The organism is Williamsia sp. Y712 (assembly GCF_059445525.1).
In genome coordinates this window covers 413,733-429,925 of record NZ_JCAIUN010000001.1, presented here as the reverse complement: position 1 = coordinate 429,925, position 16,193 = coordinate 413,733, and the positions used below count along the sequence as shown (strand labels likewise).

General features: G+C 64.0%; 15 protein-coding genes. 7 read left to right on the top strand and 8 right to left on the bottom strand.

Annotation, left to right across the window (positions count from 1 at the left end):
- Window positions 1-117: 117 nt before the first annotated feature.
- The 7 genes from AC1D75_RS02140 to AC1D75_RS02110 form a co-directional block, all read right to left on the bottom strand.
- On the bottom strand, window positions 118-1,347 hold the full coding sequence (locus AC1D75_RS02140; RefSeq protein ID WP_495513671.1) for an RNA polymerase sigma factor: 1,230 nt from the start codon (window positions 1,345-1,347) through the stop codon (window positions 118-120).
- Window positions 1,344-1,667 (bottom strand): YciI family protein, encoded by a 324-nt coding sequence (locus AC1D75_RS02135; protein ID WP_495513670.1) that lies wholly within the window; start codon window positions 1,665-1,667, stop codon window positions 1,344-1,346. The genes AC1D75_RS02140 and AC1D75_RS02135 overlap by 4 nt, the downstream gene beginning before the upstream one ends.
- Window positions 1,668-1,720: 53 nt before the next feature.
- On the bottom strand, window positions 1,721-2,314 hold the full coding sequence (locus tag AC1D75_RS02130; RefSeq protein ID WP_495513669.1) for a dihydrofolate reductase family protein: 594 nt from the start codon (window positions 2,312-2,314) through the stop codon (window positions 1,721-1,723).
- 192 nt (window positions 2,315-2,506) lie between these two features.
- Complete coding sequence (locus tag AC1D75_RS02125; RefSeq protein WP_495513668.1) at window positions 2,507-2,866, bottom strand: MmcQ/YjbR family DNA-binding protein; 360 nt, start codon at window positions 2,864-2,866, stop codon at window positions 2,507-2,509.
- Window positions 2,867-2,955: 89 nt separating this feature from the next.
- Window positions 2,956-3,321: a nuclear transport factor 2 family protein gene (locus AC1D75_RS02120; protein WP_495513667.1), complete on the bottom strand. Its 366-nt coding sequence runs from the start codon at window positions 3,319-3,321 to the stop codon at window positions 2,956-2,958.
- 406 nt (window positions 3,322-3,727) lie between these two features.
- The gene (locus tag AC1D75_RS02115; RefSeq protein ID WP_495513666.1) at window positions 3,728-5,161 is read right to left on the bottom strand and encodes a dynamin family protein; all 1,434 of its coding nucleotides are present in this window, start codon (window positions 5,159-5,161) and stop codon (window positions 3,728-3,730) included.
- Window positions 5,158-6,990 (bottom strand): dynamin family protein, encoded by a 1,833-nt coding sequence (locus AC1D75_RS02110; RefSeq protein ID WP_495513665.1) that lies wholly within the window; start codon window positions 6,988-6,990, stop codon window positions 5,158-5,160. Before AC1D75_RS02110 ends, AC1D75_RS02115 begins: the two co-directional genes overlap by 4 nt.
- A gap of 124 nt (window positions 6,991-7,114) precedes the next feature.
- Between AC1D75_RS02110 and AC1D75_RS02105 the strand changes: the two genes are divergently transcribed.
- Complete coding sequence (locus AC1D75_RS02105) at window positions 7,115-7,624, top strand: RNA polymerase sigma factor (RefSeq protein ID WP_495513664.1); 510 nt, start codon at window positions 7,115-7,117, stop codon at window positions 7,622-7,624.
- 85 nt (window positions 7,625-7,709) lie between these two features.
- Here AC1D75_RS02105 and AC1D75_RS02100 read toward each other — a convergent pair whose 3' ends face one another.
- Window positions 7,710-8,045, bottom strand: a complete 336-nt coding sequence (locus AC1D75_RS02100; protein WP_495513663.1) for a hypothetical protein — start codon at window positions 8,043-8,045, stop codon at window positions 7,710-7,712.
- A 169-nt stretch (window positions 8,046-8,214) separates the two neighbouring features.
- Here AC1D75_RS02100 and glf point away from each other — a divergent pair, with 169 nt between their 5' ends.
- The 6 genes from glf (at window position 8,215) to AC1D75_RS02070 (ending at window position 16,182) form a co-directional block, all read left to right on the top strand.
- Window positions 8,215-9,435, top strand: a complete 1,221-nt coding sequence (glf, locus tag AC1D75_RS02095) for a UDP-galactopyranose mutase (protein ID WP_495513662.1) — start codon at window positions 8,215-8,217, stop codon at window positions 9,433-9,435.
- A 20-nt stretch (window positions 9,436-9,455) separates the two neighbouring features.
- Window positions 9,456-11,384: a glycosyltransferase gene (locus AC1D75_RS02090; protein ID WP_495515954.1), complete on the top strand. Its 1,929-nt coding sequence runs from the start codon at window positions 9,456-9,458 to the stop codon at window positions 11,382-11,384.
- The gene (locus AC1D75_RS02085; RefSeq protein WP_482136763.1) at window positions 11,365-11,958 is read left to right on the top strand and encodes a phosphatase PAP2 family protein; all 594 of its coding nucleotides are present in this window, start codon (window positions 11,365-11,367) and stop codon (window positions 11,956-11,958) included. Before AC1D75_RS02090 ends, AC1D75_RS02085 begins: the two co-directional genes overlap by 20 nt.
- Window positions 11,955-12,881 (top strand): decaprenyl-phosphate phosphoribosyltransferase, encoded by a 927-nt coding sequence (locus tag AC1D75_RS02080; RefSeq protein WP_495513661.1) that lies wholly within the window; start codon window positions 11,955-11,957, stop codon window positions 12,879-12,881. The genes AC1D75_RS02085 and AC1D75_RS02080 overlap by 4 nt, the downstream gene beginning before the upstream one ends.
- A complete protein-coding gene (locus tag AC1D75_RS02075) occupies window positions 12,868-14,808 on the top strand; it encodes an arabinofuranosyltransferase AftB family protein (RefSeq protein WP_495513660.1) in 1,941 nt (646 codons plus the stop codon). The genes AC1D75_RS02080 and AC1D75_RS02075 overlap by 14 nt, the downstream gene beginning before the upstream one ends.
- Before the next feature lie 396 nt (window positions 14,809-15,204).
- Entirely contained in the window at window positions 15,205-16,182 is a 978-nt protein-coding gene (locus tag AC1D75_RS02070) for an alpha/beta hydrolase (RefSeq protein ID WP_495513659.1), read from the top strand.
- Window positions 16,183-16,193 lie beyond the last annotated feature (11 nt).

Genomic DNA, 16,193 nt, shown 5'->3' with positions numbered 1-16,193 from the left:
TGGACTCGGGGGGCGGCACCGGGAGGCACGGACCTGCTGCCCTGCCGTCTGCTCCTAGCGGGGTATTCCATGCTGACCGGACACCGCTTGAACGGGTTTCGACCGGATCCGTCTGCACTACTGCAGCTGGTCGCGGCGGCGTGTCAGGAAGGCAGCCTCCGCGGTGTTGCCCGCCACTTCGATGGCTTTGTCATACGCCGCGCGGGCATCCTCGCTGCGGCCCAGCCTGCGCAGAAGGTCGGCGCGGGTTGCATGGAAGGCGTGATAACCATCCAATCCCTTTTCAAGCCGGTCGACGATCGCAAGTGCCGCTTCCGGGCCATCTAGCTCGGCGACCGCGATGGCCCGGTTGAGGTCGATGATCGGCGACGGGTCGACTTTGACGAGCTGGTCGTAGAGGGCGAGAACCTGTGACCAGTCGGTGTCGCGGATGTTGGGGGCGGAGGTGTGCACGGCGCCGATCGCTGCCAGGATCTGGTAGCGACCCGGAGCCTCCCCGGCGGCGGCCAGGCGCTCGCGCACCAGCCGATGACCCTCAGCAACTAGCACCGCGTCCCATTCCCCTCGGTCCTGCTCATCGAGGGGAACCAGTTCGCCGTTTGCCGAGATCCGAGCGGTGCGGCGGGCCTCGGTAAGGAGCATGAACGCCAGCAATCCGGCCACCTCACCATCCTCCGGCATGAGGGCACGGACCAGGCGAGTGAGCCGGATCGCCTCGACCGTCAGGTCAGCACGTACCGGGTCGGTGTCGGGGCCGGTCGCCAGGTAGCCCTCGTTGAAGACCAGGAAGAGCACGGCGAGGACACCGGAGACGCGGCCAGGGAGATCCGCCGCAGACGGCACCCTATAAGGGATGCGAGCTGCCTTGATCTTGGCTTTCGCACGGGTGATCCGCTGTCCCATCGTGCTCTCGGGCACAAGGAAGGCGCGGGCGATCTCAGGGACGGTCAGACCGCCGATCATGCGCAGTGACAGCGCCACCCGGACCTCCATCGCCAACGCCGGATGACAGCAGGTGAAGATCAACCGGAGCCGGTCGTCATCGATGGCACCGATCGACTCGGGTGGAGCGTTGTCGCACACCATCTGTGCCTCTTTGTGCTTGTCGTCGCGTTTGTTCTCGCGCCGTATGCGATCGATGGCCTTGCGGTTGGCGGTGGTGGTGAGCCAGGCGCCAGGATTCGGTGGCACGCCGTCGGCCGGCCACCGCGCGACGGCTGTCGCGAACGCCTCGGCCGCAGCCTCCTCCGCGAGGTCGAGGTTGCCGAAGCTTCTGGTCAGCCTGGCGACCAGCCGGGCCCACTCGTCACGATGTGCCCGGGTGATTGCGTCCTCGACGTCGCTCACTGGAACGGTCGCACCTCGATCTTCCGATCGCAGATCTTCGAAGCCTCGGCGGCGAGGGCGAGTGCCACATCCAGATCGGGCGCCTCCCACACCCAAACACCGGCGAGGTACTCCTTGGACTCCACGAACGGTCCGTCGCTGAAGATCGGTTGCTCGCCCCGGTTGTCGATGACCGTGGCCGCGTCTGTGTCCGCGAGTCCGCCTGCGAACACCCAGTAGCCATCGGCGATCAGTTGTTCGTTGAACACGCTGATCAGCGGCCGCCTGTCCGTGCTGCCGGGATTGCTCTTGTCATCGATCACGGAAACTAGGTACTGCATCTGAGGACCTCTCCTATGGGTTTCAGGACATTGTGTAACGCCGGTCAGGTACTTCAGCCTGCTGCATATTGCGGCCGCCCGGCCGGCCAGTAGACCTGGATCGCAACGCCCTTTGAGTCGACTCGCGATTCGACCAGATCGAGCGCAAGGTCTGGACCGGTCTCCGGGAACAACCGCGCGCCCTGGCCGAGGATCACGGGGACGACAAGCAGGGTCATCTCATCGACCAGATCGTTCTCTAGCAGCCACTGCGTCAGCGCGCCACTGCCGTGCACCTGCAGCTCGCCCCCCGGCTTGGCCTTCAGATCTGCGATAGCGGTCGCGAGATCACCGGAGAGGAACGTTGTGCCCGCCCATTGCGAGTCGGTGAGCGTGGTCGACGCCACAAATTTAGGTGTCTCATTCAACGCCACACCGATGGGATGGCGTTGCATATCCGCAACTGCTCCCCACGAGCCCGCGAACAGCTCGTAGGTCCACCGACCGAACAAGAACGCGTCGGCGCGCTGGAAGGTCTGGGTGATGAATGTCCTGGTCTCGTCGTCACCCTTCCCCAGCGCCCATCCGCCGCGCTCGAATCCGTTCCTTCGGTCATCCGACGCACCACCGTTTCCCTGCATAACCCCATCGACGGTGACTTGCGTCATGGTCGTCAATCTCATGATCACGGTTCCCCTGCACTTGGGGCCGCCCTGGTGGACGACCTCTCACTACTCCTACGAACACCACTGCCCCGATCCGACACCGACTCCGGATCTCTTTCGAACCATGCGTCTGGACAGATGGCGTTACGTCGGCGCACCAGCCAGTGGTGCCGTTCATTGGGCCCTCGTCAGTTGTCAGTGCGGGCCACCGGGATGCGAGAGGTCGTAGGCGCGGGAGACCTTCGCTGGGACGACCATGCGCCAGGCATCGACGACGAGCTCGCGGGCCTCGGTCGGCTCCAGGGCCGCAAGATCGGCGTGGATCCAGTTGAAGCGCAGGTCTGACTCCGAGGGCATCTGGAACTTGCGTGGATCCGCCGCGACTAGCGCTGCCCGCTCCTCCTTCGGGAAGGCGAACCCCATCACGCTCTCGTCGAGCGAGAACGCGACGTAGACCATCTGACCGACGCGGAACTTCAACCGCCCGCGCACGTAGGCATGGTAGGAGCGCTCCAACTCTGCGCCCAGCGCTCGTACGTCGTCGATGACCGCCATGTTCAGAGTCCGTTGGGCGTGTTCGACACGGAGCGATCCGCTATCGGTGGGCAGACCGTTGTGCGGTCAAGCTTCACAGCCGCACCTCCTCAAGTCTTCACGTAGCCGCGTGCCTCGACGATCCTGCCGTCGCGGATGCGGATGAGGTTTACGCCGCGGACCCAGTCATTCTCGCCACTTCCCCAGCGCAGGATCCACGGTGCCACGGCGAGATCACCGAGGATTTCCGCGGGCTCGGTCGAGAAGTTGAGGTCCGCGTTGCCCGCGAGTTCGGACCAGCGCGCTAAACAGGCTCGACCGCCCTCGTGACGGGCTCCGTCGGGAGCCGGGCTCGTGTCCTCGATGACGCATTCGTCTGAGATCAGATCCTCCAGGAGCGTTGGATCATCCAAACGGAATGCCTTGATGTATCGGTCTATGACCTCATGGATGGTGCGGGGTGTGGTTTCGGTCATGGTGGCGCCTCCTCATGTGTAGTGGGTCATTCCGTCAAGAGTGAGCTGCGTGATCGTCGTAAGTTTCATTTCTTTTGTTCTCCAGCTCCGGCACCACGTTGGCACTTTTCACCTATTCAACGAACGACTCCGCTCGGATCCGACACCAGCCGAAAAAGACTTCGTTCGGACAAGAAGTCTCACGGTGGACAGTCCGAGTCTCGAGCCGCTTCTTTCTCATGAAAGGCCGCTTTTCACTAGCGCGACAAAATCAAGTGCTAGGAGGTGTGGTTCGGCATCATCGAACGTCAACCGTCTCTATCTCCATCGCCAGAGGGGTAGAAAGGTGTTCTTGCTCATGGTGAACCTCCCGGCCTCGCTTGCGGGTCGTCATCTTGAAGGACGAGGAAATCCTGTTCTCGGTCATCTAGACCGCCCGGCGCATCATCGAATATGTGTGCAGCAGAACGGCAACGGCCTGTTCCTCGGCCGCCGACCCGCCGAGCAATCCGGCGGCGTGCACCCGCTGCAGTCGACGGTCCAGTTCGGAGGCAATGGCGTTGCGGTCGGCGTGTGGCGGCAGCCCCACGCGGCCACCGATCCCGGAGCCGACCAGGACTTGTCGAAGCTCGCCCACCCAGGGCGATTCCGGATCGGTCTGCGTCAGGGACCCCAGTGCTTTGAACTCGGCCATCGTGTGGGCCTGGGGACTTCGGCGCACCTGGCGCAGGATCGACCTGATCTGCCCGCCCGCGGGATGGGTCAGGGCCAGGTGCTCGACCTGGGTGCAGGCGGCCACCGCCCGGCTGATCAACACCGATCGGGTCAGATTGACGTCGATGTTGGCGCGCAGCTCGTCCACCCTAGAATGTTGTTGCAACCAGGCGTTGACGGCGTACGCGCCGCGGGTGGCCACGGTGCGGGCGTGCCGAAGGCCGTACTCGCCCAACAGGTCCAGCAATCGGTCGCGTTGCGCGTCGGTGCCGATCGATGGTGTCGGGGATTCGAGCCAGCGCTCCAGCTGTGGGTCGGAGAGGCCGGCGAGCGCGGCCAGGGCATCGGCGTCGGATTCGGTGAACTGCCCGGTTTGCGCGGTCTGGGCCAGAAGGCCCGCCACCGGTTGCACGGTGAGGAGGCCGGCAGTCAGTGATGCCGCGATCGCATCGGACTGCTTCTGCGCTTCCTCGATCGGATCGACATCACCAAAAGCGCCCTCGCCGAGGGTATCTGCTTTGGCCAGCACCCCGATCGTGTTGACTGCAGAGAAGCCGAGGTCGTGCAAGAACTGCACCTCGTCGGCGCGGGGGGTCGCGTCGAAGAGGAAGATCGCCGCATCGGCGTTGACCGATGCCTCGCGGGTCTGTCCGAAGCCGTCGATCAACGCCCGGCGGGTGGCCTGCTCGTTGCCGGTGGTGATGGTCGCCAGACCCGGAGTATCGATCAGGATCATGCTCTGCAGCAACCGGCTCGGGAGGTAGCGGTTGACGTAGGCGACGTCTTCGGCGGCAACACCGAGTTCGGTGACCCGGCCGTCGGTCAACGGTGCACTGCGGCGGACTCCTCCAACGGTGACGACCTCGGCCCGCGAAGGTGCGCCATCTTGGTAAACCGCAACAACTTTGGTGCATTCGGTGGCGGCGGTATCGGCAACCCGGTCACCGATCAGTGCGTTGACAAGCGTTGATTTCCCGGCCTTGACCCGCCCGACAACCACCACCCGAGGTGGAGCCCACAGGTCATCACGGATGCGTGCGGTGGCCTGCGCCAGTGGCCGGTCGATCTGTGCGATCTGGGCGAGGGCGCCGGTCAGCTGGTCGCGCAGGGCATGTGGCCGGGTACGCCGGACCGGTGGCCGGGTCACAGGGGTGCGCTCGCCTTCTTGAGTCCGCCGATCGCGGTGTCGAGTTGTTCGATGAGCGAGACGATTTCGGTCTGGCGGCGCGTGAGCCCGCGCACGCGCTTGTCCCGGGTCGCCTTGTCCTCCTTGGCGGCCTCTGCGCCGGCACTGATCTGTTCGCTGATCTCCTCGGTCTGGGCCCGCAGGTGCCGTCGATACGCCACCACGATCTCCGGGCGCGCGGTGGCGACGGTGCGGTCGATCACCCGCAGGGTCGACTTACTGGTGAGTCCCAACGTTTCCCGGAGCCAGGTGATCAGATGCTGGCGGCCGTTGCGCATCGCGCGGTACCCGAGGTTGACCGACAGCCAGACGCCGCCGGCGACCAACCCGATCGGCAACACCGCGGCCATCGCAAGACTTCCGAAGATGGCGCCGCCGACCATGCCGCCGGTCAGCAGATTGGCACCCATGAACCCCATCATCATCGCGCTGGGGTCCACCACATCTTTCCACTTCTTCTGCACCTCAGGCGAATTGATGTCCTCGGCCACCAACGTGGCGGCCACCGAGTTCATGATGTCCTCCCACTGTTCGTCGTTGCCGAACAGTTGTGCCACCACGTCGTGCAACGCCGAGGCGAAGGTGTCGAAGGACCGGGCCCCGGCAGCCTGCAGATCGGAGGTGATCGCGGCGGTGAAGACCTGGGGCTGCTTGCGCAGCATCCGCCAGCCCTCACCGTTGATACGGCCGGTCCAGTCCTCTTTGATCCGGTTCAGGTCGCCGTCCAACTGGGCGGTCGCCCGCTGCCGGGCCAGCGTGATGTCGCGGGACAGATGCTGGTCCCATTCGGTGCCGTGGTCGCGAAGCTCCTTGAGCCGCGCCTTCTTCTGGTTCAGATCGTCCAGCGCGGACGAATCGCCCTGAATCAGCGCGATTTCCGTGTCGAGGCGGACCTTCATCCGGTGCATGCCGCTGCGGCACACCTGCAGTCCGTCGAGCATCGGCGAGATCTCGCCGAACTCGAGCAATCCGTTGATCGCATCGCGTAGGGCTCCGATCCCGGAGGCGGTGAGGATCTCCTCACGGTGTGCGGGGTCCTGGTCGAGAGCTGCCAGGGCCCGGGTACCCGACACCCCGATCACGGTGGCGGTCCGGCCGAGTTCGCGGCGCACGATCGAGCGATTTTCTTCGGCGATGGTGCGCCAGTTGCGGCGGTTCTTGTCGATCTTGGTCATCGCGACCACCACCGACCCGGAGGTCTCGGTGGCAGTCCGCAAGAACTCGACCTCGGGCGCGGTCAGTGGCGCGGCGCTGTCACAGACCATCACGATGGCCCCGGCCCGGCGAGCGGCGGTCAGAGCGAGCCGGGCGTGCCGGGGATCGAGACCACCGGCCCCGGGGGTGTCGACCAGCGTCATTCCGGGCAGATGCAGGGGATCGGCGGCCACCACGGCTTCGGTGGGCAGGGCCTCGATGGTGGGGTCTTGGACGCACCGACCGCCCATCGTCACCCAGTCGGGCAATTCAGCGAGTGGGATCACACGGTTCGCGTCGGGGAAGTCCAGACGCGCCGAGCCGGCCGCGAGAGTGTCGTCCGGCGGTGTGAACCAGACACTGGCGCTGGTGGTGATGTCGACACCGACCGGAGCCAGCGACCGTCCGAGCAACGCATTGACCAGGGTGCTCTTGCCGCGCTTCACCTCGCCGACGAACACCACCGCACCACCGGAATCGGCGGCGTGAAAACGCGCCTGGGCAAGGTCGGCCGCCTTGGGCTGTCCGTACTTACGTAAGGCCTCGGTGGCAGCGCCAAGCGCCTCGACCGCATCGGCGTTGGCACGAGTGGTCACGATCACTCCCAGATCATCGGTGGGGCAGGGGCAAGGGTGGGGCAGGGTCAGTCGAAGGGACGGTTTCTTCACCGATGACTCTGCCGCATCCACCCTGGTCTGCGACATTGATCAAGTGACTGACATGAGCGAGCGCGACCTGGTTTTGCGCAGCCAAGATGGCGATCAAGCGGCCTTTGGTGAGCTGGTCACCCGGAACCGGGATCAGATCTGGGCGGTCTGCCTCCGGATCACCGCCAACAAGTACGACGCCGAGGATGCGCTGCAGGATGCGCTGATCGCCGGCTGGCAGAACATCGGCAAGTTCCGCGGCGATTCGAAGTTCACCAGCTGGATGTACCGGATCGCTGCCAACGCGGCGCTGGCCGTCATCCGCAAGCGGCTCGACACCTCGGCGGACGGACCTCCCGAGTTCGAATCCTCGGCACCGCGGGTCGATGCCCAGGTCGCCGACGTCGACCGCGTGCGTGCGGCCTTGGCCCTGTTACCGCTGGAGTTCCGTGAGGCCATCGTCCTGCGTGAATTCGGTGATCTGTCCTATCAGGAGATCGCCGACCAGCAGGGCGTTGGTGTGCAAACCGTCAAAAGCCGCATCAACCGGGCCCGCGCCAAACTCCTGGAAACCCTCGCCTGACCCCGCCGCACCCCGACGATGTGCCCTTTTGGCGGCGCCCACCTGGGCTTTTGTTCGCCAAAAGGGCACATCATCGGGGGCCGGGTCAGGTGAGTAGGTCGTCTCCGGTCGTGTCCGTGGAATCTGAGTAGTCCGTGTGGTCCGTGTGGTCCGTGAAGTCGGAGTCGGATGAGTCTGTGGCGTCGGTGTCAGGGTCGTCACTGTCGAAGTCATCGGTGGTATCGCCGACAAACAGGTCGTCACTGGTCTCGTCTTGATCGTCCGGCAGTGTGCTTTCGGTCTCTGGAATCAGGTCCTCGAAGCCGGATCCGGTGTAGTCGAATGCGGCTTCGAGGGTCTGATCGAAGACCGCCGGATCAACCTGGTCCTGCGCCGCGATCTGGGAAAAGATCCCGTCGAGCTGGTCATCTGGGCTGGTCACGGTACTTCTCCTGGGTCGATGGTGCGTCCGCCGAAAAGATGGGTCGCCGGTTTGTCAGTAATAGGAGTCCGGCCGACCCCGGAATGTTCCCGCACGGTCACGACGTGTTTGGCGGTGTACCTGCCCGGCGAATCGGAGTAGCTCGACGGTTCGGTTACCCTGAACACCCGTGACCCCCCACAAATCCAGCCCTGATGCCGCGTCCGGCTATGACCTCTTTGTGGTCGGATCGGGATTCTACGGACTGACTGTTGCAGAACGGGTGGCCACCGAGCTCGGCAAACGTGTCCTGGTCATCGACCGGCGTCACCATCTCGGCGGCAATGCGTATTCCGAACCCGAACCCACCACCGGGATCGAGATCCACAAGTACGGCGCACACCTGTTCCACACCTCGAACAAGAAGGTGTGGGACTACGTCAACAAGTTCACCGACTTCACCGGGTATCAGCACCGTGTCTTCGCCATGTACCAGGGACAGGCGTACCAGTTCCCGATGGGCCTTGGCCTGGTCTCGCAGTTCTTCGGTCGCTACTTCACGCCGGACGAGGCACGCGCGCTGATCGCCGAGCAGTCCAGTGAGATCGATACCGCCAAGGCGACGAACCTCGAAGAGAAGGCCATCAGCCTGATCGGCCGCCCTCTCTACGAGGCGTTCGTGAAGCACTACACGGCCAAGCAGTGGCAGACCGACCCGAAGGAGCTGCCTGCGGCGAACATCGCCCGGCTCCCGGTTCGCTACACCTTCGACAACCGCTACTTCAACGACACCTATGAGGGTCTGCCGACCAACGGTTACACCGCCTGGCTCGAGAACATGGCGGCGAGCGACCTCATCGACGTCCGTCTGGAGACCGACTGGTTCGACGTCCGCGATGAGTTGCGGGCACAGAACCCCGACGCGCCCGTGATCTACACCGGGCCGCTCGACCGCTATTTCGACTACGCCGATGGCGAACTCGGCTGGCGAACACTGGATTTCGAGACCGAGGTACTCGATACCGGAGACTTCCAGGGAACCCCGGTGATGAACTACAACGACGCGGACGTGCCGTACACCCGCATCCACGAGTTCCGGCACTTCCATCCCGAGCGCGAGTACCCGACCGACAGGACGGTCATCATGCGCGAGTACAGCCGTTTCGCCGAGAACGACGACGAGCCGTACTACCCGATCAACACACCTGAGGACCGCGAGAAGCTCAGTGCTTACCGCGCACGGGCAGCCGCCGAGACGGCTTCGTCGAAGGTGCTGTTCGGTGGCCGTCTGGGCACCTATCAGTACCTCGACATGCACATGGCCATCGCCAGCGCCCTGACGATGTACGAGAACACGCTTGCGCCGCACCTGAAATCCGGTGCGCCACTGGCGACAGAGGTGGAACAGTGACCGGGACAGCAACAGGGACAGTGACAACGGAAGCCGAGCAGTCACAGAGCCCGCAGACCCACGACGCGGCAAAAACCTTGCTGCAACGCGTGATTCTCCCGCGACAGGGTGAACCGCTGGACGTCCGGTCGCTCTACCTGGTGGAGTCCGAGAACAACGCTCGACGCGCACATGCGCCGACCCGGACCTCGGTGTTGCTCGGTGCCGAGTCCGAGGTGAGCTTCCTGACCTACTTCAACGCTTTCGCTGCGTCGTATTGGCGCCGTTGGAGCATCCTGAAGTCCGTTGTGTTGCGTATCGAGGTCACCGGCGCCTGCCGTGTCGACGTGTACCGGTCGAAGATCGATGGATCCCGTATCGCGGTCGACGGCAACCTGGTTCCGATTGACGAAAACGGTGACGGTGTCATCGAATTCGAGGTCGGCCTGGAGCCGTTCGAAGACGGTGGCTGGATCTGGTTCGACATCACCACCGACACCGAGGTGGAGGTGCGCGCCGCTGGTTGGTACGCCCCGATCGATGCGCCGACCGGTCCGGAGACCAAGCGGGTGACCATCGGTATCCCGACGTTCAACCGCCCCACCGATGCGGTGAATGCGCTGCGCGCGTTGACCTCCGATCCGCTGGTCGATGAGGTCATCGACGCGGTGATGATGCCTGATCAGGGCACGAAGCTGGTCAAGGAAGAGCCCGGCTACGCCGAGGCCGCCGCCGCGCTCGGCGACCGGCTGCACATGTTCAAGCAGGGCAACCTCGGTGGCTCGGGCGGTTATTCACGCATCATGTACGAGGCGCTGAAGCAGACCGACAGCCCGTACGTCCTCTACATGGACGACGACATCAGCATCGAGCCGGATTCGATCCTGCGCGCTCTGGCGCTGTCGCGATTCGCCAAGTCGCCCATGCTCGTCGGCGGTCAGATGCTCAACCTGCAGGACCGCAGTCACCTGCACTGCATGGGAGAGGTCATCGACCACAGCAACTTCATGTGGACCAGTGCGCCGTACGTCGAGTACGACCACGACTTCGCCGAATACCCGCTGCGCGACCGGGAGAACTCCAAGGACCTGCACCGGCGCATCGACGTCGACGGCAACGGTTGGTGGATGTGCATGATCCCTCGTGAGACCGCGGAAAAGATCGGCCTGCCGATGCCGCTGTTCATCAAGTGGGACGACTGGGAATACGCGCTGCGTGCGGGCAAGGCCGGCTACCCGACGGCCACCATTCCCGGTATTGCCATCTGGCACATGGCCTGGAGTGACAAAGACGACGCCATCGACTGGCAGGCGTACTTCCACCTCCGTAACCGGTTGGTGGTCGCCTCGATCCACCACGAGGGTTCGATCAGTGGCATCCTGAAGTCGATGTCCAAGGCCACGGCCAAACATCTTCTGTGCCTGGAGTATTCGACGGTCGCCATCCAGAACGAGGCCATCCGTGACTTCCTGGCCGGTCCCGACCATGTTCGGGACCTGCTGCCGACGGCGCTGCCGAAGATCGCGGCCATGCGCAAGCAGTACCCCGATGCGGTGGTTCTTCCATCGGCCACCGAACTGCCCCGGACCACTGGGGAGGCAACACGTTTCGGGATGAGCATCCCGACCAACCCGATCTCGAAGATCCGGTCACTCGGTGCCGCGGTTGTGAACAACCTCCGCCCGGCAGATCCGCGCCACCATGAGGTCCCGCAGGCCAATTACCCGCCGCTGCAAGCGCGTTGGTTCAGCCTCGGCCGGGTTGACGGGGTCACCGTGACCACCGCCGACGGCCGCGGAGTCGTGTACCGCCAGCGGGACCGGGACAAGATGATCGAGCTGGCCAAGGAATCAGCCGCCCTGATCAAGGAACTCCGCGCTCGTTTCCCCGAGATGCGAGAAACCTACCGATCCGCGCATGCGGACCTGACCAGTAAAGAAAGCTGGGAGCGTGTCTTCGGAATCGATTGAGGTCGAGCTGAGTCCCATCGGTGTATTGCGTGGCGAGACCAAGATTCTGGTCGGGATCCAACGTGCGCTGATCAACAAGCCGGGAGCGGTGACCGCTGCCCGGGGGCTCTCGCATTTCGGTGAGCACTCCCTCGGCTGGCTGGCTCTGGCCGCCGCAGGCGGGACGATCGCGCAGCTCCGGGGTGACAAGTCGGGACGCGACAAGTGGATCGCCGCCGGGGTCGGGGCGTTCGGCGCCCACGCCGCCTCCGTCGTGATCAAGCGGGTGGTCCGCCGCCGCCGTCCGAACGACCCGCGGGTCGAGATCGGTGTCGGAACCCCCAGTAAGTTGAGTTTCCCGTCCAGTCATGCGACATCGACCACCGCGGCCGCGATTCTGCTCGGCCGCGCGGCGGGCCTTCCGGTCGCGGCCCTTCCGGCGGTACTGGTGCCGCCGATGCTGATGTCGCGACTGGTCTTGGGCGTTCACTACCCGACCGATGTGATCGGCGGGGCGCTGATCGGTGCCACCTGTGCGGCCGCGCTGACCACAGGTGAAAGACTGATCCGAACTGAGAACCGAGGAGTGCAGTGAGCGAGGAGCCGATCGAGCACGGCGCGTTGCGTGGACCGCCGAAGAATTTGGCAACAGGCCTGGTCAAGGCCGTCAGGCCGCGACAGTGGATCAAGAACCTTCTGGTGTTGGCCGCACCGTTGGCCGCGGGGGCCGTTGACGAAGGCGACATCCTGGCCCGGACCGCGATTGCGTTTGTTGCGTTCTGTCTGGTCGCTTCCTGCGTCTACCTGATCAACGATGCCCTCGACGTCGAGGCCGATCGTAATCACCCGACCAAGCGGTTCCGTCCGATCGCGGCCGGAGTGGTTCCGGTGCCGCTGGCGTTCGCGCTGGCAGTGGTCCTGGGTGCGTTGTCCATCGGCATCTCGTTCCTGGCGAACTGGCAACTTGCCGCGGTCATCGGTGTCTATCTGGTGATCCAGCTCGGCTATTGCTTCGGGCTCAAGCACGAGCCCGTCATCGACATCTGCATCGTGTCGTCCGGCTTCCTGCTGCGCGCCATCGCCGGTGGCGTGGCTGCCGAACTGCCCGACGGTCTGTCCAAGTGGTTCCTGTTGGTGATGACGTTCGGGTCGCTGTTCATGGCGGCAGGCAAGCGGTACGCCGAGCTCCAGTTGGTCGAGCGCACCGGCGCCAAGATCCGTAAGAGCCTCGAGTACTACACAACGACGTACCTGCGATTTGTGTGGACGTTGTCGGCGACCGCCGTGGTGCTCTGCTACGGAATGTGGGCGTTCGATGCGGACAGCAACCACGACGACAACGTTTGGTATGCCCTGTCGATGGTGCCGTTCACCGTCGCAATCCTTCGCTACGCCGTGGATGTTGACGGTGGTCAAGCGGGCGAACCCGAAGAAATCGCGCTCGGTGACCGTGTTCTCCAGCTGCTGGCCATTGCCTGGTTAGTATGCGTGGGTGTCGCGGTCTATGCCATCAGTTGAACCAACGGTTTTGGGCCGCAGGATCAATCCGGCCACGATCTCACTGTCGATCAGTGCGGTCGTGGTCGGCGCCATCTTCGCTTACGGAGCATGGCAGCGTCGCTGGATCGCCGACGACGGACTGATCGTCCTCCGGACGGTTCGCAACCTGCTGGCAGGCAACGGTCCGGTCTTCAACAAGGGGGAGCGGGTCGAGGCGAACACCTCGACTGTGTGGACCTACCTGATCTGGTTCTGGAGTTGGGTGACCGACGCCAGGACCGAGTACGTGGTGTTGTGGATCGCACTCGTTCTGTCGGTCACCGCCCTCCCGTTGGCCATGTACGGAACCGGGCGCCTGTACCGCATCGACAAGGGCCGTGGCCCGGTCAACCGCGGCTGGATGTTGCTGCTCCCGCTCGGTGCGCTCGTCTACATCGCCTTGCCGCCTGCCCGCGACTTCGCGACCAGCGGTCTGGAGACCTCGCTCTGTATTTTCTGGGCTGCCCTGCTGTGGTGTCAGTTGATCGCATGGAGTCAGCGAGAGACATCGACCGGACACCTCGGCCGGAAACAGACCATCACCACCCTGTTGCTCGGATTCACCGCAGGCCTGGCGCCGCTGATCCGGCCGGAACTGACACTCGTCGGTGGATGCGCCCTGCTGCTGGTGGTCTGTGCGCCGATGACGTGGCGGATGCGACTGGCGTTCGCAGCCGTGGCGGGTGTGCTCCCGGTGGCCTACCAGATCTTCCGGATGGGCTACTACGGCCTGTTGGTTCCGAACACGGCGGTGGCGAAGGATGCCAGCGGATCGAAGTTCGAACAGGGTTTCCGCTACCTCGGCAACATGTTCAGTCCTTATCTATTGCTGCTGCCACTGATCGTTGCGGTGGTCGCGGCCGCGGTGGCCTGGTACCTGCGCAGTCGGCAGGTCGATTCCGCAGCCGATTCGAACCGTGAGGACCAGGATCGGGGATGGCGGGCGCGGACCGCGATGGTCAGTCGCAGCCTGCAGACCCCGACGGCCGTTGTCGCCCTGATCATCGTCACCGGATTGGTCGAGGCGCTCTACTGGGTTCGCCAGGGTGGCGACTTCATGCACGCGCGTGTGCTGCTGGTTCCGCTGTTCCTGCTGATGCTCCCGGTGATGGTCATCCCGATCGTCATCCCGACCGCGCTGGGCCGCGACCAGATCGTCGGCTGGGTCGGAGCCGGCGTGATGGCCGGTCTCTGGGTGACCACCGTCGTATGGGCCGTCTCGACCGCGCATGTGGCCGGCATGACCAACGGCACCGAGATCGGCCGCGGTGGCATCGTCGACGAGCGGCGCTACTACATACAGAACATCGGCGTCGAACATCCCATCACCGCTGAGGACTATCTGAATTATCCGAGAGTCCGGGCGATGGTCGAATCGATCGCCGAGCATCAGGACACCGGTGGCGTCCTCTTGCCGTCTCCGAACTACAACGAGTGGTACTTCGATCCGCTGCCGGTGCCACCTCCGGACAATGTGGTCAAGCAGTTGACCGTGTACTACTTGAACCTCGGTATGACCAGTATGAATGCGCCGCTCGACGTCCGGGTCATCGACCAGATGGGCCTGGCATACCCGATCGCCGCTCACTCCGATCGTCTTCCGGACGGCCGGATCGGTCATGACAAGGATCTGGACCCGGAGTGGGTGATCGCCGAATCGGGCGCTTACCCGCGATACCCGGTGCTGCCACCCTTCATCAGTCAGGACGGGGTTCGGCAGGCGCAGGTGGCACTGACCTGTAAGCCCACGGAGGATCTGATCGCGTCGTACTCGGCACCGTGGACATTCGAACGATTCCGGCACAACGTTCGGCAGGCAGCCGGGTTCACGTCATATCGGATCGACCGGAACCCGCTGTACGAACTCCAGCGCTGTAATTTGCCGATTCCACCCCCGGTGCCCTGATCGTGACAATCAGATCCTGTGGACTCGCCAAATTGTTATCTGAAAGTAACCTGTGAATCTCGGCGTCGGAGCAGGTAGGGCGAGCGGGCTCGAATTGTGACGTAGCGCAAGGTCTCGGAACTGTAACGCCGGGTTTTGCTGGCGCGATAATGATGGAGAACCTGAATTTTGGCAGGTCGCGATGTAGTTCGGGGCGCGATGAATCCAGCCGTAGGGTTTGTCAGGCCGGGGCCTATCCAATAGGCTCCGTTCGTTGCCGGAGTGCGAGACCCATGTGTCGCCAAGCTGTGTAACAGCTGAGGGGCCTGGTGGTCCACCGGAGTGCTCGTGGCCGATTGATTTCCAAGGCACCCCAGCCGATGGCTGCGGTGCTGGACAGAAAGAGAGTTACATTCGATGCGCGTACGCAGACCTTTCGGGCGAGCGGGATTCGGTAAGCGATTCGTCGCTGCCTTCGCCGCAGTGGCGACCATCTCCGGAGTCGGCGTTGTCGCCGGTACCGGAACCGCCGCCGCCTGGGGCACCGGATCAGGCTTTTCGCAGTGGTATGCGGACGGCTGCGGTATGCCCGGTGCGGTGAAGGTCCGGTCGTGGACCAAGCCCGGCAACTACAAGACCGTTGTCATGCTCGACGGCCTCCGCGCAACCAACGACGTCAGTGGCTGGGAGCACGAGACCAATATTCAGAACATGGTCGACCGTGGCGTCAACGTGGTCATGCCCATCGGTGGCGCCGCAAGCTTCTACAGCGACTGGAATGCGCCCAGCAACTTCAATGGCCAGGATTACGCCTACAAGTGGAACTGCGTGATCACGCGTTCGCTGGTGAACGGGATGGATGAGCGCGGACTGCGTGGGCCCTCGGGCAAGTACGCAATCGCCGGAATCTCGATGGGCGGCAACGCGGCCCTGGTCATCGCCGCGAACAACAAGCAGAACTACTCCCACGCCTTCTCGATGTCGGGCTACCTGAACCTCTCGGCGCCGGGTATGAAGTCGGCCATCCGTGTTGCACTCCTTGACGGCGACGGCGGACCGTGGAACGCCGACAGCATGTGGGGTCCGCCGTGGAGCACCCGCTGGTACGACAACGACCCGTTCGTGCAGATCACCAAGATGCAAGGTCTGAATGTTCGCGTCGGCTCCGGTACCGGTATCCCGGGTGTGCACAACGTCAACGAGAATTTGGTCAGCATCGTGCAGGGCGTGCCGCTCGAAACGCTTGCGCTGGCGCAGACCCGTGCGTTCGAGGTCCAAGCCTTCGTCAACCGCGTCAAGCTCACCACCGATTACCCGCTCCAGGGCACTCACGCGTGGGGTTACTGGCAGGACATGATGTGGCGCGCACTGAACGACGGATGGTTCCGCGGATAGTTCGCCCGTGA

Excerpts from the sequence above, each read along its gene's own strand:
- AC1D75_RS02135 (WP_495513670.1), bottom strand. The coding sequence starts at position 1,667 with ATGCAGTACCTAGTTTCCGTGATCGATGACAAGAGCAATCCCGGCAGC.
- AC1D75_RS02130 (WP_495513669.1), bottom strand. The coding sequence starts at position 2,314 with ATGACGCAAGTCACCGTCGATGGGGTTATGCAGGGAAACGGTGGTGCG.
- AC1D75_RS02125 (WP_495513668.1), bottom strand. The coding sequence starts at position 2,866 with ATGGCGGTCATCGACGACGTACGAGCGCTGGGCGCAGAGTTGGAGCGC.
- AC1D75_RS02120 (WP_495513667.1), bottom strand. The coding sequence starts at position 3,321 with ATGACCGAAACCACACCCCGCACCATCCATGAGGTCATAGACCGATAC.
- AC1D75_RS02105 (WP_495513664.1), top strand. The coding sequence starts at position 7,115 with ATGAGCGAGCGCGACCTGGTTTTGCGCAGCCAAGATGGCGATCAAGCG.
- AC1D75_RS02075 (WP_495513660.1), top strand. The coding sequence starts at position 12,868 with ATGCCATCAGTTGAACCAACGGTTTTGGGCCGCAGGATCAATCCGGCC.
- AC1D75_RS02070 (WP_495513659.1), top strand. The coding sequence starts at position 15,205 with ATGCGCGTACGCAGACCTTTCGGGCGAGCGGGATTCGGTAAGCGATTC.